The organism is Brevundimonas sp. TWP2-1 (assembly GCF_049897645.1).
Lineage (GTDB): Bacteria > Pseudomonadota > Alphaproteobacteria > Caulobacterales > Caulobacteraceae > Brevundimonas.
Window position 1 is genome coordinate 690,984 of record NZ_JAFCWR010000001.1, and the last position, 20,843, is coordinate 711,826.

Annotated in this window: 16 protein-coding genes and 1 tRNA gene; 10 read left to right on the top strand and 7 right to left on the bottom strand. The window is 67.4% G+C overall.

All coding sequences use genetic code 11. The features are described from left to right. Position 1 precedes the first annotated feature (1 nt). Positions 2–3,457, bottom strand: a complete 3,456-nt coding sequence (mfd, locus tag ACP7BH_RS03595) for a transcription-repair coupling factor (RefSeq protein ID WP_425983650.1) — start codon at positions 3,455–3,457, stop codon at positions 2–4. After that, a complete protein-coding gene (locus ACP7BH_RS03600) occupies positions 3,457–3,786 on the bottom strand; it encodes a succinate dehydrogenase assembly factor 2 (RefSeq protein WP_271166269.1) in 330 nt (109 codons plus the stop codon). Before ACP7BH_RS03600 ends, mfd begins: the two co-directional genes overlap by 1 nt. A gap of 145 nt (positions 3,787–3,931) precedes the next feature. Here ACP7BH_RS03600 and recG point away from each other — a divergent pair, with 145 nt between their 5' ends. Next, positions 3,932–6,019 carry an ATP-dependent DNA helicase RecG gene (gene recG / locus ACP7BH_RS03605; RefSeq protein WP_425983648.1) on the top strand — a complete coding sequence of 696 codons (2,088 nt, stop codon included), beginning with the start codon at positions 3,932–3,934 and terminating at the stop codon, positions 6,017–6,019. 84 nt (positions 6,020–6,103) lie between these two features. Continuing rightward, on the top strand, positions 6,104–7,717 hold the full coding sequence (locus tag ACP7BH_RS03610) for an NAD(P)/FAD-dependent oxidoreductase (protein WP_425983647.1): 1,614 nt from the start codon (positions 6,104–6,106) through the stop codon (positions 7,715–7,717). A 64-nt stretch (positions 7,718–7,781) separates the two neighbouring features. Here ACP7BH_RS03610 and ACP7BH_RS03615 read toward each other — a convergent pair whose 3' ends face one another. The 5 genes from ACP7BH_RS03615 to ACP7BH_RS03635 are packed head-to-tail and all read right to left on the bottom strand — an operon-like array spanning position 7,782 to position 11,874. Continuing rightward, positions 7,782–8,576: an MBL fold metallo-hydrolase gene (locus tag ACP7BH_RS03615; protein ID WP_425983645.1), complete on the bottom strand. Its 795-nt coding sequence runs from the start codon at positions 8,574–8,576 to the stop codon at positions 7,782–7,784. Next, entirely contained in the window at positions 8,573–9,355 is a 783-nt protein-coding gene (locus ACP7BH_RS03620; protein WP_425983643.1) for a TatD family hydrolase, read from the bottom strand. Before ACP7BH_RS03620 ends, ACP7BH_RS03615 begins: the two co-directional genes overlap by 4 nt. Continuing rightward, on the bottom strand, positions 9,355–10,347 hold the full coding sequence (locus ACP7BH_RS03625) for a DNA polymerase III subunit delta' (RefSeq protein WP_425983641.1): 993 nt from the start codon (positions 10,345–10,347) through the stop codon (positions 9,355–9,357). Before ACP7BH_RS03625 ends, ACP7BH_RS03620 begins: the two co-directional genes overlap by 1 nt. Further along, the gene (gene tmk, locus ACP7BH_RS03630) at positions 10,344–10,976 is read right to left on the bottom strand and encodes a dTMP kinase (protein WP_425983639.1); all 633 of its coding nucleotides are present in this window, start codon (positions 10,974–10,976) and stop codon (positions 10,344–10,346) included. Before tmk ends, ACP7BH_RS03625 begins: the two co-directional genes overlap by 4 nt. A 49-nt stretch (positions 10,977–11,025) precedes the next feature. Beyond that, positions 11,026–11,874, bottom strand: a complete 849-nt coding sequence (locus ACP7BH_RS03635; protein WP_425983637.1) for a septal ring lytic transglycosylase RlpA family protein — start codon at positions 11,872–11,874, stop codon at positions 11,026–11,028. Positions 11,875–11,979: 105 nt separating this feature from the next. Between ACP7BH_RS03635 and ACP7BH_RS03640 the strand changes: the two genes are divergently transcribed. The 8 genes from ACP7BH_RS03640 (at position 11,980) to ACP7BH_RS03675 (ending at position 20,827) form a co-directional block, all read left to right on the top strand. Next, positions 11,980–12,069, top strand: a tRNA-Ser gene (locus ACP7BH_RS03640). A 466-nt stretch (positions 12,070–12,535) separates the two neighbouring features. Further along, positions 12,536–12,820: a hypothetical protein gene (locus ACP7BH_RS03645; protein WP_425983635.1), complete on the top strand. Its 285-nt coding sequence runs from the start codon at positions 12,536–12,538 to the stop codon at positions 12,818–12,820. A 270-nt stretch (positions 12,821–13,090) separates the two neighbouring features. Beyond that, positions 13,091–13,243 carry a hypothetical protein gene (locus ACP7BH_RS03650; protein WP_425983633.1) on the top strand — a complete coding sequence of 51 codons (153 nt, stop codon included), beginning with the start codon at positions 13,091–13,093 and terminating at the stop codon, positions 13,241–13,243. A 256-nt stretch (positions 13,244–13,499) separates the two neighbouring features. After that, positions 13,500–17,111, top strand: a complete 3,612-nt coding sequence (locus ACP7BH_RS03655; protein WP_425983631.1) for a hydantoinase B/oxoprolinase family protein — start codon at positions 13,500–13,502, stop codon at positions 17,109–17,111. 53 nt (positions 17,112–17,164) lie between these two features. Further along, positions 17,165–17,911, top strand: coding sequence for a DUF969 domain-containing protein (locus ACP7BH_RS03660; RefSeq protein WP_425983629.1), 747 nt, complete (start codon positions 17,165–17,167; stop codon positions 17,909–17,911). Beyond that, positions 17,908–18,873: a DUF979 domain-containing protein gene (locus tag ACP7BH_RS03665; RefSeq protein WP_425983627.1), complete on the top strand. Its 966-nt coding sequence runs from the start codon at positions 17,908–17,910 to the stop codon at positions 18,871–18,873. Before ACP7BH_RS03660 ends, ACP7BH_RS03665 begins: the two co-directional genes overlap by 4 nt. A 1-nt stretch (position 18,874) precedes the next feature. Continuing rightward, entirely contained in the window at positions 18,875–19,912 is a 1,038-nt protein-coding gene (locus ACP7BH_RS03670) for a DUF2891 domain-containing protein (RefSeq protein ID WP_426043325.1), read from the top strand. 294 nt (positions 19,913–20,206) lie between these two features. Then, the gene (locus ACP7BH_RS03675) at positions 20,207–20,827 is read left to right on the top strand and encodes a DJ-1/PfpI family protein (RefSeq protein WP_425983623.1); all 621 of its coding nucleotides are present in this window, start codon (positions 20,207–20,209) and stop codon (positions 20,825–20,827) included. Positions 20,828–20,843 lie beyond the last annotated feature (16 nt).

The following is a 20,843-nucleotide window of genomic DNA, read 5'->3' on the forward strand; positions in this document are numbered from 1 at the left end:
CTTAAGTCCCCGCCACCCGCGCCAGGTCGGCGGTGATCCGCTCCGCCACCTTTAGCCGCTCTTCGGGCGTCGGCCAGTCGCCGGACACCACGATCTTCTGGTCTGGCCGGATCTTCCAGAACGCCTGGTTCTTCTGGATCAGCCCCACCAGCCCCATCGGGTTCGGAAAACTGTTGTCGCGCAGGGTCAAAACCGCGCCGCGCGGCCCGATGTCGATCTTCTCGATACAGGCCCGGCGGCAGTTGGACTTGATCCCGACGATCTTCAGCAACTGCTGCGCCTCGTCCGGCAGCGGCCCGAACCGGTCGATCAGTTCGGCGGCCAGGGCTTCGCGATCCTCGGCCTGTTCGGCGTCGGACAGGCGGCGGTACAGACTCAGACGAACGTTCAGGTCCGGGACGTATTCCTCTGGAATCAAAACGGAAGCGCCCACATTGATCGACGGCGACCAGCCACGATCCACGTTCGCTCCCTCGCCCTTCTCGCGTAGCTCGGCGACCGCGTCTTCCAGCATCTGCTGATACAGTTCGACCCCGACCTCGCGGATATGGCCCGACTGTTCGTCGCCCAGCAGATTGCCGCCGCCGCGCTGGTCCAGGTCGTGGCTGGCCAGCTGGAAGCCGGCGCCCAGATTGTCCAGCGACTGCAGCACCTGCAACCGCCGCTCGGCCGACAGGGTCATCGGCTTGACCGCGTCCGTGGTCAGATAGGCGAAGGCCCGCGCCTTGGACCGGCCGACCCGGCCCCGGATCTGGTACAGCTGCGCCAGGCCGAACATGTCGGCGCGGTGCACCACCAGCGTATTGGCCGTCGGAATATCCAGCCCGCTCTCGACGATGGTGGTCGAGACCAGCACATCGTACTCGCCGTCGTAGAAGGCGCTCATCACCTCCTCCAGCTGGGTCGGCGCCATCTGGCCGTGGCCGACGACAAACTTCACCTCGGGCACCTGTTCGCGCAGGAATTTCTCGATGGCCGGCAGGTCCTTCAGGCGCGGCGCGACATAATAGGCCTGACCGCCACGATATTTCTCACGCAGCAGGGCCTCGCGCACCAGCACCGGATCCCACGGCGTCACATAGGTCCGCACCGCCAGGCGATCGACCGGCGGGGTGGCGATAATCGACATCTCACGAATGCCCGACAGCGCCATCTGCAGGGTGCGCGGGATCGGCGTGGCGGTCAGGGTCAGCAGGTGCACGTCGGCGCGCAGCGACTTCAGCTTCTCCTTGTGCTTGACGCCGAAGTGCTGCTCCTCGTCGACGATGACCAGGCCCAAGTCACGGAAGCCGACCTGTTCGGACAGCACCGCATGGGTGCCGACCACGATCTCCACCGAGCCGTCCTTCAGGCCGGCCCGCGTTTCCGACGCCTCCTTGCCCCCCACCATCCGCGACAATTGCCGCACCTTCACCGGCCAACCGGCGAACCGTTCGGTGAAGGTCTTGTAGTGCTGGCGCGCCAGCAGGGTGGTCGGCGCGACGATGGCCACCTGCTGCCCCGTCATGGCCACCACGAAGGCGGCCCGCAGCGCCACCTCGGTCTTGCCGAAGCCGACGTCGCCGCAGATCAGGCGATCCATCGGCGTGCCCTTGCCCAAATCTTCCAGCACATCGCCGATGGCGTTCAGCTGATCGTCCGTCTCCTCGTAGGGGAAGCGGGCGCAGAATTCGGCGAACAGGCCCGGCGGCGGCACCACCGCGTCGGTCTCGCGCAGCGCCCGCTTGGCGGCGAGCGCGATCAGCCCCTCGGCCATGGCGCGCAGACGTTCCTTGGCCTTTGACTTGCGCGCCTGCCAGCCGGCGCCGCCTAGTCGGTCCAGCTGCGCGCCTTCTGAATCCGAACCGTATCGGGTCAAAAGATCAATATTTTCGACCGGTAGATAGAGTTTGCTCTCACCGGCGTACAACAACTCCAGGCAGTCGTGCGGGGCCTGCTGGATATCCAGCGTCTTCAGACCTTCGTAGCGGCCGATGCCGTGATCCAGGTGCACCACCAGGTCGCCGGTCGTCAGGGCCGAGGCCTCGGCCAGGAAGTTCGACGCCCGCCGCTTCTTGCGTGGTCGCGCCAGACGGTCGCCCAGGATGTCGGTCTCTGAAATGACCGCGACCTCGTCCGTCGCAAACCCATGCTCGACCGGCAGGACGCCGCGCAGATAAAGGTCCTTGGGCGCGGTCTGGACATCGGCCCAGTCGCGCACGGCGACGATATGATCCAGGCCGTGGTCGGCCAGCATGGTCGCCAGACGTTCCGACGAGCCCTCGGTCCACGAGGCGAACAGCACCCGCTTGCCGTCGGCCTTCAGCGCCGCGGCATGGGCCGCCACCGCCTCGAACAGGTTGACGCTGTCCTGCGCCCGCTCGGCCGCAAAGGTCCGACCCAACCGGCCGCCCGCATCCTCGCCGCCGCCCGAGAACGGCGTAAACCGACGCACGGCGCGCCCCGCCAGCGCCTGGTTCCAGTCGCCGGCGTCCAGATACAGCGATCGGGGCGGAAGCGCCCGATTGGCCGCCGCATGGCCCTTGGTCTTGGCGGCTTCGGCCCTGCCCTCATAGGCGTCGGCGATCAGGTCCCACCGCTCGGCCCGCGCGCTCTCGGCCTGATTGTCCAGGAAGATCAGCGCCCGATCCGGCAGATAGTCGAACAGGCTGTCCAGGGTCTCGTAAAACAGCGGCAGCCACTGCTCCATGCCCTGACGCCGCGCGCCCTCGCTGATCGTCGCATAAAGCGGGTCGTCGCCCGGCGCGCCGAACAGGTTCAGATAGCCGGTGCGGAAGCGCGAAATCGCCGCCGCATCCAGCAGGGCCTCCGACACGGGCGCCAGCGACACCTCAGTCATCTGCCCCGTCGATCGCTGGGTCTCGGGGTCGAAGGTGCGGATAGACTCCAGCTCGGACCCGAACATGTCCAGCCGCACCGGCTCCTCGAAGCCAGGCGGATAGACATCCACCACCCCGCCCCGCACGGCGAACTCGCCGCGCTCCGACACGGTCGATGCCCGGACATAGCCGTTGGCCGCGAAATACCGCTCCAGCGCCTGGATATCGAGATCGCGCCCGACCTTGGTCTCGAACCCGGCCTGGGTCGTCACCGACCGGGGCGGGGTGCGTTGCATGGCCGCCGACACCGTCGTCACCACCAGGACCGGGGCGTCGTCAGGCTTGCGCAGGGCCAGACGGGTCAGGGTCGCCATCCGCTGGGCCGCGATGCCCGCCGTGGGGCTCAGCCGGTCATAGGGCAGACAGTCCCAGGCCGGATATTCCAGGATCTCGATCTCTTGAGAAAAGAATCGGAACGCCTGAACGAAACCGCCCGACCGCTGATAGTCGCGCGCCACGAACACGCCGACGCCGCCATCCTTCGCGATCCGCTCGGCGACAACCAGGGCGTCCAGCCCCTCCGGCGCCCCGCCCAGATCGGCGTCGGTGCGGTGCTGCACAGTGACCTGTTGATCCATCAACCGATGCCCTTGCCGACCTCTGCGGCCACATGCTCGCGCATGAAGGCGCGAACCTTGGCCATCACGGGCGTCTCGAACTCGGGCGGTGTGGGGTCACGCTCGATGATCCAGCCGTAGAGCCACTGGTCTTCCTCGTCGATCAGCAGTTCGAGCTGATCCAGCTCGGCGTCCGTCAGAGTCGGCGCCACCTGGTCCGAAAACGGGCCCAGCACCATGTCGGCCTCGCGGAAACCGCGCCGCCAGGACCGGAACTGGATACGGCCCAGCCGCTGCTTGCGCTCCAGGGCCGTTTGGTCGCCACTGTCGTCTTGGGGGATTTCGGTCACAAGCAATCCTGGCCCGGCAAGGTTGAAGGACGTTCAAGCCGCGATCCGCCGCGTGGCGAACCTTAGCGTCCTAAAATGGAAGAAGCGCAGATAGCGCTCCTTCGCCCACTTCGCCACCCGTCATGGTCACGCTATGTTCCCGGCGATGCGTCCGCAGATTCTCTTTCCCCTGTTCGCCGAGGTCTCCAGCCTGAAGGGCGTGGGCCCCCGCGTCCTGCCCCTGGTGCAGAAGGTGGCGGGGCCGCTGGTGCGCGACCTGGCCTTCCTCAGCCCCTCCGGCGTCATCGTGCGCCGGCCGATGGAGGCGGCGACCGCCGTGGACGGCGAGGTCGGGATCTTCGAGATCGTCATCGACCGCCTGTTCGTCCCCAGCCGCCCCGGCGCACCGCTGAAAGTCCGCGCCAGCGACCCGACCGGCTTCGTCCACCTGGTCTGGTTCGGCGGCTCGCCCCAGCATATCGACCGGCTGCTGCCGCGCGGCGAGACCCGGCTGGTCTCAGGCAAGGTCGAACGCTTCAACGGCGAGGTCCAGATCGTCCACCCGGACATCGTCACCCTGGACAAGGCCGCCGACATCCCCGCCTCCGAACCCGTCTATCCGGCGACCCAGGGCCTGACCTCGCGCCAGCTGCGCAAACTGGTCCAGGTCGCCCTGCCCGCCGCCCCCGACCTGCCGGAATGGCAGGACCCCGCCTGGCTGAAGAAGCAGAACTGGCTGGGCTGGCGCGCCGCGCTGGACGCCCTGCACGCCCCGACGGGCGAGCTGGACCTGACGCCCGACGCCCCCGCCCGCCAGCGCCTGGCCTATGACGAATTCCTGGCCCACCAGTTGGCCCTGGCCCGCCGTCGCCGCGCCCGCGAGATCAAGCCCTCGCCCGTCATCGCCCCCGGCGCCGCCTCCGACCACCTGCTCCAGGCCCTGCCCTTCACCTTGACCAACGCCCAGGCCCAGGCCGTCGCCGAAATCCGCCGTGATCTGGTTTCGGGCAAACAGATGGGCCGGCTGCTTCAGGGCGACGTCGGTTCGGGCAAGACCGCCGTCGCCGCCCTGGCCCTGGCCGACGCGGCCGCCAGCGGCTTCCAGTCCGCTTTGATGGCCCCGACCGAGATCCTGGCCCGCCAGCATTACGAGAAACTCGGCCCCCTGCTGGAGTCGGCGGGCGTCGCCTCCGTCTTGCTGACCGGCCGCGACACCAATGGCCAGAGGCGCGAGAAGCTGGCCGCCCTGGCTTCGGGTCACGCCAAGGTCGCCATCGGCACTCACGCCCTGTTCCAGGACGCCGTCCACTTCGACCGCTTGGCCCTCGCCGTCATCGACGAACAGCACCGGTTCGGCGTCAGCGAGCGCCAGCGACTTCAGGCCAAAGGCGATCCGCGCATCGGCGCCGTCCATCTGCTGACCATGTCGGCCACCCCCATCCCCCGCACCCTGGAACTGACCCAGTACGGCGAACTGGAAGTCAGCCGCCTGATGGAGAAGCCGCCGGGCCGCACCCCCGTCACGACCGCTGTCGTGCCGTTGGTCCGCATCGGCGAGGTCGCCGCCCGGCTGAAGACCGCCATCGACGCCGGCGCCCAGGCCTATTGGATATGTCCGCTCGTCGAGGAATCGGAAGCCGTCGATCTCGCCGCCGCCGTCGACCGCGCCGACGACCTGCGCCGCCTGCTGGGCGTCGAGGTCGGCCTGGCCCACGGCCAGATGCCCGGCGCCGAGCGCGAAGCCGTCATGGCCGACTTCGCCGACGGCCGCATCCCCCTGCTGGTCGCCACCACCGTGGTCGAGGTCGGGGTCGATGTGCCCAACGCCTCCATCATGGTCATCGAACACGCCGACCGCTTCGGCCTGGCCCAGCTGCACCAGCTGCGCGGCCGCGTCGGACGGGGCTCAAAGGCCAGTTCCTGCATCCTGCTGTACGGCGGGCAGGACGGCGCCCTCGGCGAGACCGCCAAGGAACGCCTCGAAACCCTGCGCCGCACCGAGGACGGCTTCGTCATCGCCGAGGAGGATTTCCGCCTGCGCGGCGGCGGCGACCCCCTGGGCCTGAAACAGAGCGGCTTCCCCGCCTACCGTTTCGCCGACCCGATCCGCCACCGCGCCCTGATGCTGGCCGCCGCCGACGACGCCCGCCTGATCCTCAACCGCGACCCCGACCTGGCGTCAGAGCGCGGCCAGGCGGTGCAGGTGCTGGAGGAGTTGTTCGACTGGAAGGGGCATAAGGCGGGGTCGGACTGAGAGGCGGCTTCCCATAGGCCTTAAGCCCGCCATCCCAGGCCTTGTGCCTAGGATCCAAAGACTTGAGCGGCTAGAACGGCCCGGATGTTGCGCCTGTCAGAACTTAAGCTGCCCCTCGACCATCCGCCGGAGGCCTTGCCCGCCGCGATCGCCGCCCGCTTGGGCGTGCCGCCGCACGATCTTATATCTTGGTCGATATGGAAGCGGGCGCACGATGCACGCCGGAAATCCGCGATTCTGAAAGTCTACATCCTCGACGTCGAGCTGAGGGATGAGTCGGCGGTGCTGGCCCGCTTTGCGGACGACGTGCACGTGGCGCCGACGCCAGACGTCGCCTATCGCCCGGTCGTTGTCGCGCCCAAGACCGAGCGCCTTCGGCCGGTCGTGATCGGGGCCGGGCCGTGCGGCTTGTTCGCCGGGCTGATCCTGGCCGAGATGGGGTTCAAGCCGATCATCCTCGACCGCGGAAAGGTGGTGCGGGAGCGGACGAGGGACACCTGGGACCTGTGGCGGAAAGGCAAGTTGGACCCGGAATCCAACGTGCAGTTCGGCGAGGGCGGCGCGGGCACCTTCTCCGACGGCAAGCTCTACAGCCAGATCAAGGATCCGAGTTTCCTGGCCCGCAAGGTGTTGACCGAATTCGTCGCGGCCGGGGCGCCGGAGGAAATCCTGACCGAGGCCCACCCGCACATCGGCACCTTCCGCCTGGTGACCATGGTCGAGGCCATGCGCGAGAAGATCGAACGGCTGGGCGGCGAGTACCGCTTCGAGCACCGGGTCACGGACATCGATCTCGACAAGGGCGCCCTCCGGGGCGTGCGCCTGCATACGGGCGAGACGCTGGAGGCCGATCACGTGGTCTTCGCCATCGGCCATTCGTCGCGCGACACCTTCCAGACTCTCTACGAGCGCGGCGTCCATATCGAGGCCAAGCCCTTCTCGATCGGCTTCCGCATCGAGCATCCGCAGTCGTGGATCGATCGGGCCATGTTCGGTCCTTGCGCCGGCCACCCCGATCTTGGTGCGGCGGCCTACACGCTTTCGCACCATTGCAGCAACGGTCGCACCGTCTACAGCTTCTGCATGTGCCCGGGCGGCACCGTGGTCGCGGCCACCAGCGAGCCCGGCCGCGTCGTGACCAACGGCATGAGCCAATATTCGCGCAACGAGCGGAACGCCAACTCCGGCTTCGTGGTCGGCATCTCGCCCGAGGATTACGGGAGCGACCACCCGCTGGCGGGCATCGAACTGCAACGGGATCTGGAGACCCGCGCCTATGCGGCCGGCGGCGGCGACTATTTCGCGCCCGGCCAACTGGTCGGCGACTTCCTGGCGGGCCGCCCCTCGACCGCGCTGGGCGAGGTCGTCCCCAGCTATAAGCCGGGCGTGCGCCCGACCGACCTGGCGCCCCTGATGCCCGATTATGTGATCGCCGCCATGCGCGAGGCCCTGCCCGTCTTCGGCCGCAAGATCGCCCGCTACGACGACGCCCAGGCGGTTCTGACGGGCGTCGAAACCCGGAGTTCATCCCCGATCCGAATGACCCGCGGCGCCGACTTCCAGAGCCTGAACGTGCGCGGCCTGTTCCCTGCCGGCGAAGGCGCCGGCTATGCGGGCGGCATCCTGTCGGCCGCCGTTGACGGCATCAAGGTGGCCGAAGCCGTCGCCCGGTCGATGGTTGCAAAGGTCGCGGCGTAGGCAAAAGGTGGCGCGTAGGCCACGCTGTCTGCCTGCGCTTTCCACTCCGTCAAACCAGCCAGTCTCAGCCGATCATCCGGCTCCAGCCGTCGAATCCGACCTCGACGTTGGTGGGAACAATCGCCGACAGTTCGTTGTAATCCATGTCGATATGCAGGTTCGTCAGCACCGCCCGTTCCACATCTGCGGCGGCGATCCATTCCAGAGCCCGGTCCAGATGCGCATGGGTCGGGTGCGGCGCGTAACGTAGGGCATCCACGATCCAGATCTTGCACCCGGCCACGGCCGCCAGCGCCGCCTCGTCCAGATCGGATACGTCGCTGGAATAGGCCATGTCGCCCAGCCGATACCCCACCGACCGGATCGGCCCGTGCGCCTGGTCGAAGGTCGTGACCGGGATCGCCCCGCCCGCTCCCTCGACCGACCAGGCTGTCCCGTGGGCCGGAATGATCCGCCCATCCAGCAGCGCCGGATAACCGAACTTGCTCTCGAAGATATAATCGAACCGATGCGTCAGCGAGCCATGCGTCGCCTCATCCATCCAGGCCGGAATTCGCTTCCTCGACCGCGCGGCGAAGGTGCGCAGATCGTCGATCCCGTGGGTCTGGTCGGCGTGGTCGTGGGTATAGAGGACCGCATCGACATGCTTCGTCCCGCTGGCCAGCATCTGTTCGCGCAGGTCCGGCGAGGTGTCGATCAGGATGTTGGTCACACCCTCCGGCCCGGTCTTCCTCGCCAGCATCGAGCAGCGCGTCCGTCGGTTCTTCGGCTCGGCCGGATCACAAGCGCCCCAGTCCCCGTCGCCGCGCGGCACCCCGCCCGACGATCCGCTGCCCAGGATGACGACTTCGAAGCTCATGCCGATCTCGGTATCCGGTCAAAGAGGCCGAAGAAGGCCTCGGTCGTTCTCTGGTCCGCCTCCTCGGCGCCCCAGCCCCGGATCTCGGCCAGCTTGTCCAGCACATGGCTGATATAGGCCGGCTCATTGCGCCGCCCCCGATGCGGGATGGGCGCCAGATAGGGGCAGTCGGTCTCGACGATTATACGGTCACCGGGCATGTCCCGGATCACCGCCCGCACATCCTCGGCCGCCTTGAAGGTGGCGATCCCCGAGACCGAGAACCAGGCCCCCAGTTCCGCTGCGATTCCCGCCAGTTCCGCCCCGCTTGTATAGCAGTGCATCAGCATCTTGAACGGCCCGGCGGCGTGCTCCTCCTTCAGGATCGCCCCCATGACCTCGTCCGCTTCGCGGGTATGGATCACCAGCGGCAGACCGGTCTCCCGCGCCGCCGCCACATGCTGGCGGAACACCGCCGCCTGGATCTCGCGCGGGCTGAAGTCATAGTGGAAGTCCAGGCCGCACTCGCCGATCCCGACCACCTTGGGCCGCTGCGCCAGATCGATCAGGGTCGCCGCAGTCAGATCCGCCGCATCCTTGGCCTCGTGCGGATGGACCCCGACCGTGCACCAGATGTCGTCGTGCGCCATGGCGATCGCGTGGGTCGCCTCGAAGGTGGTCAGCTTGTCCGAGATCTCGACCATCAGGCCGACCCCCGCCTCACGCGCCCGGGCGATCACGTCATCCCGGTCCTCGTCGAACTGCGGCGCGTGCAGGTTCACATGACTGTCGATCAGCATCAGCCCATCCGCGCCTGCTGGGCCTGGACCCGCCTTAAGTCCGCCAGAGCCCCGGCCAGCACATCGGCCTTGTCCAGATTCAATCCCGCCGCCCGTTCCGGCAGCGGCTGCAGCCGCTCCCACAGCTCGGCCCAGCGATTGCCGGCGCCCGGCGCGCTGCTCAAGGCCCGCATCCGCACCGCCGCGATCAGCCGGTCCATCAGGGTCTCAAACCGCTCCTGCCCCTCCGCGCCCCGGAACTTGTCAGCGATGGCCAGGGCCTCGGCCCGGTCCACGTCGCCCTCGACCCAGCGTCGCGCCAACTGATCCATCTCGAAGGTCGCCCCCGACGCCAAGGCCAGGGCCGCGCCCGGCGATCCCCCCGCCATGATGGCCGCATGTTCGGCGTCCTGCGGCTCCGCGCCCGTGCGATTGCGCACCAGGATCTCCAGCCGATCCGGCGTCCAGATCGGAAAGCTCAGCCTGCGACAGCGCGACCGGATCGTGGCCAGCAGCCGACCCGGCGCATGGGTCACCAGGAACAGCACCCCCCGCTCGGGCGGCTCCTCAAGAACCTTCAGCAAAGCGTTGGCGGCGTTGATGTTCAAGTCGTCGGCCGCATCGATGATCGCCACCCGATACTGGGCCTGCGACGGGCTCTTAGAAAAGAACTCGGGCAGTTCGCGCGACTGATCGACCGAGATCGACTTCTTGGTCTTGCCGCCCTCGACCAGCCGCTCAAGCACCAGCAGATCGGGATGCGACTGGGCCGAGATCAGCCGGCTGACCGGATCCTCGCGCCCGGCGCCCAGCGGCCCGCGCGCCGGATCGGCCGCCGCCCCCAGCAGCCGCCGCGCCGCGCGATAGGCGAAGGTCGCCTTGCCCGTCCCCTCGACCCCGCACAGCAGCCAGGCATGGTGCAGCCGCCCGCGCTCCCAGGCATCCAGAAAGGCCGCTTCCGCCGCCGCGTCGGGGATCAGGTCGAACCGATCGCGAGGATGGTCCTCGCTCACAGCAGCCGGTCCTGAACCGCCCGCCACACCCGCGCCTCGACCTCGTCCAGCGATCCCACAGCATCGATCAGCACGCAGCGCTGCGGATTGGCCTCGACGATACGCAAGAAGCCCTCGCGCAGTCGCTGATGGAACTCCACCCCCTTGGATTCAAACCGCGTCTCGAACAAGCCGCGCCCGAAGGCCCGTTCCAGCCCCACCTCGACCGGCAGATCGAACACCAGGGTCAGGTCCGGCTGATCCGCCCCGACCACGCCCGCGTCGATCTGCTCGATGAAGCTCTGGGCCACGCCACCGCCCGCGCCCTGATAGGCCCGACTGCTGTCGGCGAACCGGTCGCACACCACCCAGTCGCCGGCCGCCAGCGCCGGGCGGATCGTCCGCTCCAGATGGTCGGAGCGCGAGGCGTACATCAGCAGGGTCTCGGTCATGGCCGACCAGGGTTCGGCGTCATTCGCCACCACAAGGTTGCGGATCACCTCCGCCCCCTTCGATCCGCCCGGCTCGCGGGTCCGCACCACCTGCCGGTCGCCCAGCACGGGCTCCAGCCGCGCGACCAGCCGCCCGACCTGGGTCGACTTGCCGGCGCCCTCGCCGCCTTCGAAGCTTATGAATTGTCCACGGGTCACGCGCCTTCATGGCGCGCGGGCGCCGTCCGGCGCAAGCCCGTGCGCGCGATCAGTTGCCGGATATCAACAGGGCGCCCGCGTAACCCCGCGCCACAACCGACTGTCGGGCGGCTTCGGCCGCATTGGCGCTGTCCCACGGCCCCACCACGACGTTGAACCGTCCGCCGTTCAAATCGGCCCTTACCCAGCCGCTCAGGCTGTCGGCGATTCGTCGGGCCTCGCCATGATCCGAGAAGGTCCCCGCCTGCACCCAATAGATCGAGACCTCATCCACTGCGGGCGCGGCCGGCGCGGCGGCGACCGACACGGGCCGGCTCACGGGCGCGCTTACAGGGGCCGAGGCGCGCGGCGCGGGCGCCGACGCCCTCAACAGCGTGCCCCCGCCCTGCTGCGGCGCCCGGCCCAGATAGCGCACCCGCACCCGCCCCACGCCCTGCGACAGCATCCCCAGCTCATTCGCCGCTTCGCGCGACAGGTCGATGATCCGGCTGTCCACGAACGGCCCCCGGTCATTGATCCGCACAACCAGCCGCCGCCCGTTGTCCAGGTTCGTCACCTCGACCAGACCGGGCAACGGCAGGGTCTTGTGCGCCGCCGTCAGGGCATGCATGTCGAACCGCTCGCCGGTCGAGGTCGGCCGCCCGTTGAAGGCGTCGCCGTACCAGGACGCCATCCCGACCTCTTCGTAATCCGGCTGTTCCTTGGGCGTGTACCAGCGTCCGCGCACCTGATACGGCCGCATCGTCCCCGACACGATCGGCGCCGGGTCCTTGACCACAGGCAGGCGCGCCTCGTCGCGCGTCCCGCCCAAGCTTGCGCCGCCCGCCGTCGAACAGGCGGCCATCAGCGAGAACAGCCCCAGGATCAGGGCGCCGCGCACCCATTTTCCACACGTCATCGATCCGCCTCGTCAAAAATACGAAAACAGGATGATCGAAGACATTTCCGCTTTGGTTAATGACCCGTTCGCCTGCTATGGCGTCCGCCTCCGCTGCGGCGGCAAGGAAGTGTGGCCGAGTGGTTTAAGGCACTGGTCTTGAAAACCAGCGACGGTGAGAGCCGTCCGTGGGTTCGAATCCCACCGCTTCCGCCATTTCCATTGATTTTATTGAATAAATCCGCTCTTATCGGCGACACCCACCTATACACCCGCCTATCTGGATACCGATTGGAAGGGTGTTCCAGGACGTTTCACCTGTGTTCATTTCGCCCGATCGCGCGCCGCCAGCGACCGATATGCGAAGCGCAGGCACGGCCATGGACCTGGCCCGTCTCGGACATTCCTGGTTTCGCGGCGGGCGATTTCCGTGGAGAGGGACTCCTCGCCCCCATCGGCCCTGATGGCCTGGTCAATCCGCAAGCGCGGTTTATCGGCCAGCTATCGGTGGCGAAAAGCAGCCTCCAGATTGTGGTATTGCGCGCAGCGGGTGCAACCGATAACGTCAAGGCTGAGCCGGTCTGACGGCTCGCTCTAGCGGGGAGCTAAGGGCCGGCGGTTCCGCAAACGCCCCGGCCCATCACGACCGACGCTTGACGGAACGGCACACTTCGAGGTCCCCATGCAGAAGGCGCTCGTGATCTGGTACGTCGAAAGCGACTGGCCTGAATGGCTGAAGATCGATCCGAACTTTCTCCCGACATACGCGGAGTGGCTTGCTCGCACCCAGGCCGAGCTCCCAAAATATAGAGACATGGGCCTGACCCCTGAGCCCGTCACCGTGCGAGTCAAAGATTTCAAGCGTTGGGCGGCCGCCAACAACAAGCCAAGACGTCAGGAAAGCGTTTCCGCCTACGTCATGGAGCAGGTCAACCGCAACACTGGCGCTCAATACAGGCGAACCTGACCGGCTGAGGCCTGCCCGATCGCTCCGGCGGGACCTGTTCCGCCAGAGGCCCTCGGATCATATTCAATCTTCAGACCGGAACGGCCTTTGGTACGGCGGCGAAGATCAACAACGTGTTTTCCGTTTGGGCCTCGACTGCGTTGCTGGACGTGGCGGTCCCGATCTCTCGGTCTGCTCATTTCGGTCGGCGCCCGTAGGAACACACAAATATCCTATTTGGCGCTTGATGGATGCGAACGGCGCTCGCATGTGCTTAGGTTCCAGCCGCCGATGCGTCACGACAATGGAAGCCCGCTATGGGGCGCGCCTGAACCGAAGTGGTCGGGCAAGGTGCGGGTGGTGGCCCTGGTCGTCGCCAGCCTCGCCGCCTGGGCCGTTATCGCCGGCGGCGTTTTCCTGATTACGAGATGGGCGGCGGGCTAGGCTCGCCTTCCGTCAATATGGCCCGACACGTGACGGCATTTGACAGATCTCTGGGTGCAAAGCCTGCGCGCTCGGACCAAAGACGCCTTTGCCTGCCCCGTCGGCCCGCTTCGCAAGCCTATCCGCGCCCCGTGCCCACACGTGAACGGCCCCGCTACAGGTCGCGCCCTGGAGGACGACCGCGCTTTCGAGACCTGCAGGCATTCGCCTTGAATCGATCGCCGACAGCCGATGAACGTCTTGCAAAGGGACTGTCATGACAAAAGCCCCTCCATCGGGTCCCTGGAAGTTCTGGATCGACCGCGGCGGCACCTTCACTGACGTTGTCGCCTGCGCACCCGACGGCGCGTTGCAGACCCGCAAGCTCCTGTCGGTCAATCCAGAACAGTACGCCGACGCGGCCGTCGAAGGCATACGCCGCATTTTGGGCGTCGGTTCGGGACCTTTGCCGGCCGGCCTGGTCGAGGACGTACGGATGGGCACGACTGTTGCGACCAACGCTCTTTTGGAACGCAAGGGCGAGCCGACGCTGCTGGCGATCACCAAGGGCTTCGGCGACGCCCTGCGTATCGGCTGGCAGGCGCGGCCCGAGCTGTTCGTGCGCAACATCGTTCTGAACGATCAACTGTATGATCGCGTGATCGAAATCGAAGAACGTGTCTGGGCGGACGGCGCGATCGATCGACCGCTGAATGAAGAGCAGGCGCGCTCGGATCTGATCGCGGCGCATGCCGCAGGCCTGCGCGCCGTCGCCATTGTTCTGGTCCACGGCTGGCGTTTCACCGCCCACGAAGTCCGGCTGGCGCAGATCGCGCGCGAGGTCGGGTTCGACCAAGTTTCGGTCAGCCATGAGGTCGGGGCGCTGATCAAGCTGATCGGGCGCGGCGACACCACGGTGGCCGACGCCTATCTATCGCCCATCCTGGGAGCCTATGTCGACCGGGTCGGCGCCGACCTGGGCGAAGCGACGCCGCTTCAGTTCATGCAGTCGTCGGGCGGGCTCACGGCGGCCGACGCCTTCCGCGGCAAGGACGCCATCCTGTCGGGACCGGCCGGCGGCGTGGTGGCCATGGCCGAGACGGCCAAGGCGGCCGGATTCGAGCGCGCCATCGGCTTCGACATGGGCGGCACCTCGACCGACGTGTCGCATTTCGCCGGCGACTATGAGCGGACGTCCGACGCCGTGGTCGCCGGCGTGCGGCTGCGCGCGCCAATGCTGAGCATCCACACGGTCGCGGCGGGCGGCGGCTCGATCTGCCGGTTCGAGGGCGGCCGCCTGCGGGTCGGGCCCGAATCGGCCGGCGCCGTGCCGGGTCCGGCCGCCTACCGGCGCGGCGGACCGCTGACGGTGACCGACTGCAATGTCATGCTGGGCAAGCTGAGCCCCGATTTTTTTCCGGCCGTCTTCGGGCCGAAGGCCGACCAGTCGCTGGACGCCGAGGCCGTGCGCGACCGATTCGCCGCCCTCGCGGTCGAGGTAGAGGCCGCGACGGGGCGCGCGACGACGCCGGGCGAACTGGCCGAAGGCTTCATCACCATCGCCGTCCAGAACATGGCCGAGGCGATTCGTTCGATCTCGATCCAGCGCGGCTATGATCTGACCCGCTATGTGCTGAACTGTTTCGGCGGCGCGGGCGGGCAGCACGCCTGTCTGGTCGCCGATGCGCTCGGCATGACCAGGGTGCTGCTGCATCCGTTCGCTGGCGTCCTGTCGGCCTATGGCATGGGCCTGGCCGAGGTGCGGACCATCCGCCAGGCGACCGAGGCGACGCCGCTCTCCGCCGCACGCGACACGGCCCTGGCCGACAGGATCGCCGAGCTTTCGACGGCCGCGCGCGCCGATCTTAAAGCCCAGGGTTTCGCGGCCGACGCCGTCTCCACGGTCGCGCGCGCCGAGATCAAATTCGCCGGCTCCGACACGCCCCTGGTTATTCCCTTCGGTCCCGCCGAAGCGATGGCCGAGGCCTTCGAGGACCTCCACCGTCGCCGCTTCGGCTTCTTCGCCGAAGACAAGGCCCTGGTCGTCGAAACGCTGGAGGTCGAAGCCATCGGCCATTCGGACCAGGCGCCGTCTGCGCACACGCCGACCACCGCGAGCGGTTCACTGCAGACCATCGCCGAGCTGACCGTCCGCATGGCCGGTGAGGACCGAACCACCCCCGTCCACCGCCGCGACGCCCTGACGCCCGGCTTGGCCATCGACGGCCCGGCCATCCTGTTGGAAGACACAGGCACCACTGTCGTCGAGCCCGGGTGGCGCGCGACGGTGGACGCCCGGGCCAATCTGCTGTTGGAGCGCGTCGTGGCCCTTCCCGCTCGAACGGCCATCGGCACGGATGTCGATCCGATCATGCTGGAAGTGTTCAACAGCCGCTTCATGGCCTGCGCCGAACAGATGGGCGAGGCCCTGCGCGCCACCGCCTATTCGGTGAACATCAAGGAGCGGCTGGACTTCTCCTGCGCCATATTCGACGCGACCGGCGCCCTGATCGCCAACGCCCCGCACATCCCGGTCCACCTGGGCTCGATGGGCGAGAGCATTCGCACGGTGATCGCCTCGCGCGGAGGCGGCGGTATGCACCGTGGCGACGTCTATATGCTGAACGCCCCCTACAACGGCGGCACGCATTTGCCCGACATCACCGTCATCATGCCGGTCTTCCTGGACGATGACGCCGCGCCGGCCTTCTTCGTCGCCGCACGCGGACACCATGCCGACGTAGGCGGAACAACGCCCGGCTCCATGCCCGCCTCGTCGCGGACGGTGGACGATGAGGGGGTGCTGATCGACGACTTCCTGCTGGTGGACGCCGGGCGGCTGCGCGAGGCCGAAACCCGGGCCCTGTTCGCCTCGGGCCGTCATCCGTCGCGCAACATCGATCAGAACCTGGCCGATCTGAAGGCCCAGATCGCGTCCTGCACGCGCGGCGCCGACGAACTGGTCCGCATGACCGCGGAGTTCGGCGGCCCGGTGGTCGCGGCTTATATGGGTCATATTCAGGACAATGCCGAAGAGGCCGTGCGCCGCGCCATCGCCGCCCTCAAACCCGGCGCCTTCGCCTATGAGATGGACGACGGCGCCGTCATCCGCGTCCGCATCGACGTTGACGCTCAGGCCCGCAGCGCCGTCGTGGACTTCACCGGAACCAGCGAGCAACGCCCCACCAACTTCAATGCGCCCCTGTCGATCACGCGGGCGGCCGCCCTCTATGTCTTCCGCACCCTGGTGGACGACGCCATCCCGCTGAACGAGGGATGCCTGAAGCCGATCGAACTCATCGTGCCGGAGGGGTCGATGCTGAACCCTGGCTATCCGGCGGCCGTGGTCGCCGGCAATGTCGAGACCAGCCAGGCGGTGGTGGACACCCTGTACGGCGCCCTGGGCGTGCTGGCCGCCAGCCAGGGGACGATGAACAACTTCACCTTCGGCGACGATGCGCGTCAGTATTACGAGACCATCGCGGGAGGCTCTGGCGCCGGGCCTGATTTCGGCGGGACCAGCGCGGTCCAGACCCATATGACCAACAGCCGCCTGACCGATCCCGAAGTGCTGGAAACCCGCTTCCCCGTCCTGCTGGAAGAGTTCTCGATCCGTCGAGGCTCCGGCGGCGCGGGTCGCTGGACGGGCGGCGACGGCGCCGTGCGACGGGTGCGGTTCCTGGAGCCGATGACCGCCGCCATCCTGTCCAACCGCCGCCGGGTCCCGCCGTTCGGGGTCGACGGCGGCAAGCCCGGCGCCACGGGGATCAACCGCATCGAACGCGCGGACAGGACGGTCGACCCCCTGGCCTCGACGGCCGAGGTCTCCATGACGCCCGGCGACGTCTTCGTCATTGAGACCCCGGGCGGCGGCGGCTTCGGCGAATGAGGCTTCCGCAGCCGCTCGAACCGCGCGATCCTCCGTATCGAGGGGGATGAACCATGCTGGTGCTTATCGGGATCGCGGTCGTGGTCGTGGGCTTCGTCGCCCGGATCAATCCGCTGGTGGTCATCCTGGTCGCGGCGATCACGACCGGGGTGCTGGCGGCGGTCGGACCGGGCGTCGATGCGCGCGCCCTGCTGATGGCGGGGATCGACACCATCAGCCGGTTCGGCGAGGCCTTCAACGACAACCGCTATTTCCACATCACCTGGCTGGTCCTGCCGGTCATCGGCCTGTTGGAACACGCCGGACTTCAGGAACGGGCGCGCGATCTCGTGACCCAGGTCAAGGCGGCGACGGCCGGTCGGCTGATGCTGATCTATCTGATCGTGCGCCAGGCGACCTCGGCCCTGGGCCTGACCTCGCTGGGCGGGCACCCGCAGATGGTCCGGCCCTTGATCGCACCCATGGCCGAGGGCGCGGCCGAGACCGAACATGGCCCCCTGACGAACAAGGCCCGGTTCCGAATCCGCGGCATGGCGGCCGGTACCGACAACATCGGCCTGTTCTTCGGCGAGGACATCTTCATCGCCATCGGCTCCATCGTCCTAATCGTCGGCTTCCTGGAGCAGGCCGGCGTACGGGTGGAGGCCCTGCACGTTTCGCTGTGGGCCATCCCCACCGCCGTCGTCGCCCTGCTGGTGCACGGCGCCCGCCTGCTGATGTTCGACCGTCAGGTGCGAAAGGACATGACGGTGCCCGACGTCGTCGAGGACGGTGAGCCCAAGACGGGGATGGGGCGATGATCACCCTGGAACACGCCTATGTGGCGACAGGCCTGATGTTTGCGGCCTTCTCAATCCTCAGCCTGCGCGATCCTTTGAACCCGACGCGGTTCCGCAGCGCCCTCTTCTGGGGCCTGATCGCCATCTCCCTACTGTTCGGCTCATGGCTCGGCGGCCTCGGCAATGGCCTGCTGGTCATCGCCCTGGTCGTGATCGGCGCCATGGGCAGGCTGGGCGTCGGCAAGCCCGTCACCACCACCGGCGAGCAGCGCCAGGTCAGCGCCTCACGCTGGCGCAACGCCCTGTTCGTGCCGGCCCTGATGGTGCCGTTGGTGGCCGTCGGCGGGACGCTTCTGGCCAAATACACGCCGGCCGCCGCCTGGCTGATCTCGCCGGTGCAAACGACCCTGATCTCGCTGGGTTTGGGCTGCGTCGTGGCGCTGGTCGTCGCCATGGTCTGGTTCCGACCGCCGGTCATGACTCCGGTTCAGGAAGGGCGTCGATTGATGGATTCCATCGGCTGGGCGGCGCTTCTGCCGCAGATGCTGGCCTCCCTCGGCGCCGTTTTTCTCGCCGCCGACGTGGGCCAGGTGGTGGGCGATCTGGTGGCTCAGGTCATTCCCCTGACCTCGGCCTTCCTCGCCGTCTTCGCCTATTGCGCGGGCATGGCCCTGTTCACCGTCATCATGGGCAACGCCTTCGCCGCCTTCCCGGTCATGACCGCCGCCATCGGCCTGCCCATCGTGGTGCATCAGTTCGGCGGCGATCCCGCCATCGTCTGCGCCATCGGCATGCTGGCCGGGTTCTGCGGGACGCTGATGACGCCCATGGCGGCCAACTTCAACGTCGTGCCCGCCAACCTGCTGGAACTGCCCGACCGCAACGCGCCGCTCAACGGCGTCATCCGCGCCCAGCTGCCGACCGCCGCCATCATGCTCATCGCCAATATGCTGCTGATGTATTTCCTCGCCTTCCGGTTCTGACATGATGCAAAACCTCGACGCCGCCCTCGCCGCCCGGTTCGCCGCCACCGCCCTGGGCCATGTGACGCGGGAGTATCCGAACCACATCATGCATGTGCTGACCGGGCCGCAGGACGCCCGCACCCCGCGTGACATGCATCCGATCTTCTTCGGCAGTTTCGACTGGCATTCGTGCGTTCACGGCTGGTGGACCCTGTTCACCCTCTATCGCCTGCATCCCGACATGGCCGAGGCCGACCAGGTTCGTGCCACGGCCGACGCCCTGTTCACACCAGCCAATGTGGCGGGCGAAGCCGCCTATCTGGACCGACCGGAAGCCCGTGGGTTCGAACGTCCCTACGGCTGGGCCTGGTTGCTGATGCTGAGCGCCGAACTGGGTCGCCATGACACGGATGAAGGCCGCCGCTGGTTCGAGATCCTGCGTCCCCTGGCCCAGGTCTTCGCCGAACGGTTCAAGGCCTTCCTGCCGCTGGCCGACTATCCGGTGCGGGTCGGGACCCATTACAACACCGCCTTCGCCCTGCGGTTGACGCTAGACTATGCCGACGCCCACGACGCCGATCTGGCGGCCGCATGCCGCGACGCCGCCTTGCGTTGGCACGCAAACGACCGCGACTGCCAGGCCTGGGAGCCGTCCCAGGACGAGTTCCTGTCGCCGGCCCTGATGGAGGCGGAACTGATGCGGCGGGTCATGCCGGCCGCTGAGTACCGCACCTGGTTCGACGCCTTCCTGCCGCGCCTCGCCGAAGGCGAACCGGCGACCCTGATTTCGCCGGCCCGCGTCAGCGACCGCACCGACGGCAAGATCGCCCACCTCGACGGTTTGAACCTAAGCCGCGGCTGGTGCTGGCGGGCCATCGCGGCCGCCATTTCATCTTCGGCTCCGCTTCACGCCGTCGCCGCAACCGCGGCCCAACGCCACCTCGACGCCGCCCTCCCCCACGTCACCGGCGATTATATGGGCGAGCATTGGCTGGCCAGCTTCGCCCTTCTGGCGCTCATGGATCCGGCGCACACACGACTGAGAACGTTACCTTGACCCAGATGAGGTCTTCAGGCGGACCTGGGTTCGCGATTTCGCCGAATACCCCTTAGATACAACCTGTCGTCGTCTGCACCTTAGGGCCGGCAACGGGCCAGCAACGGTCATTTACTGAGCGGCGGATGGTCGCCATTCGGCCTTGACGTCTGAGCTTGCGAACGTCCGCTTTTCGGTGCGACGCCTTTGGCGGCTCTCGACCCAAATCGGGCATTTGGAGTGTCCGCTCTTGAGACGGCATTGTAACTTGGCCAAGGTGCCGTCTTCCTCCTCATCCTTCGTGCTGAGCCAGTCATGCAGATCGCTATCCTAACCCTTGACGGATTCAACGAGCTGGATTCCTTCATCGCGGCAGGCATCTTGAACAGGATGAAATCACAGGGTTGGGCGGCCCACATCACCTGTCCTACGCCGCAGGTCATCTCAATGGCTGGGGTAACGATCCAGCGCCAGAAGCCGCTGGAGTTCTTGGCTGACGCCGATGCGGTTCTTATTGGCAGTGGGATCAAGACTCGCGATTACGCCGCCGATCCCATGTTCCTGTCGCGCCTTCCACTGGACCCGACGCGTCAGCTGATCGGCGCTCAGTGCTCTGGCACGCTTCTATTGGCCAAGCTGGGGCTGATCGGCGACCTACCTGCCTGCACCGATCTAACGACCAAGCCTTGGGTTATCGAAGCGGGCATCAATGTCGTAGATGCACCATTCGCAGCGCACGGAAATGTCGCAACCGCCGGTGGCTGCCTTGCCTCCCAATATCTTGCCGCTTGGATGATTGCGCGCTTGGCGACCCCAGGTGACGCGGAAGAAGCTATCCACTACGTCGCGCCTGTCGGCGAGAAGGCAGAATACGTCCAGCGTGCGATGGCGGCGGTGACGCCGTTCTTAAACGCCGGGGAAATGCGGGCTGCATGATCTAGAGTCCGCTTTC

Excerpts from the sequence above, each read along its gene's own strand:
- mfd (WP_425983650.1), bottom strand. The coding sequence starts at position 3,457 with ATGGATCAACAGGTCACTGTGCAGCACCGCACCGACGCCGATCTGGGC.
- recG (WP_425983648.1), top strand. The coding sequence starts at position 3,932 with ATGCGTCCGCAGATTCTCTTTCCCCTGTTCGCCGAGGTCTCCAGCCTG.
- ACP7BH_RS03610 (WP_425983647.1), top strand. The coding sequence starts at position 6,104 with ATGTTGCGCCTGTCAGAACTTAAGCTGCCCCTCGACCATCCGCCGGAG.
- ACP7BH_RS03615 (WP_425983645.1), bottom strand. The coding sequence starts at position 8,576 with ATGAGCTTCGAAGTCGTCATCCTGGGCAGCGGATCGTCGGGCGGGGTG.
- ACP7BH_RS03620 (WP_425983643.1), bottom strand. The coding sequence starts at position 9,355 with ATGCTGATCGACAGTCATGTGAACCTGCACGCGCCGCAGTTCGACGAG.
- ACP7BH_RS03635 (WP_425983637.1), bottom strand. The coding sequence starts at position 11,874 with ATGACGTGTGGAAAATGGGTGCGCGGCGCCCTGATCCTGGGGCTGTTC.
- ACP7BH_RS03645 (WP_425983635.1), top strand. The coding sequence starts at position 12,536 with ATGCAGAAGGCGCTCGTGATCTGGTACGTCGAAAGCGACTGGCCTGAA.
- ACP7BH_RS03650 (WP_425983633.1), top strand. The coding sequence starts at position 13,091 with ATGCGTCACGACAATGGAAGCCCGCTATGGGGCGCGCCTGAACCGAAG.
- ACP7BH_RS03655 (WP_425983631.1), top strand. The coding sequence starts at position 13,500 with ATGACAAAAGCCCCTCCATCGGGTCCCTGGAAGTTCTGGATCGACCGC.
- ACP7BH_RS03660 (WP_425983629.1), top strand. The coding sequence starts at position 17,165 with ATGCTGGTGCTTATCGGGATCGCGGTCGTGGTCGTGGGCTTCGTCGCC.
- ACP7BH_RS03665 (WP_425983627.1), top strand. The coding sequence starts at position 17,908 with ATGATCACCCTGGAACACGCCTATGTGGCGACAGGCCTGATGTTTGCG.
- ACP7BH_RS03670 (WP_426043325.1), top strand. The coding sequence starts at position 18,875 with ATGATGCAAAACCTCGACGCCGCCCTCGCCGCCCGGTTCGCCGCCACC.
- ACP7BH_RS03675 (WP_425983623.1), top strand. The coding sequence starts at position 20,207 with ATGCAGATCGCTATCCTAACCCTTGACGGATTCAACGAGCTGGATTCC.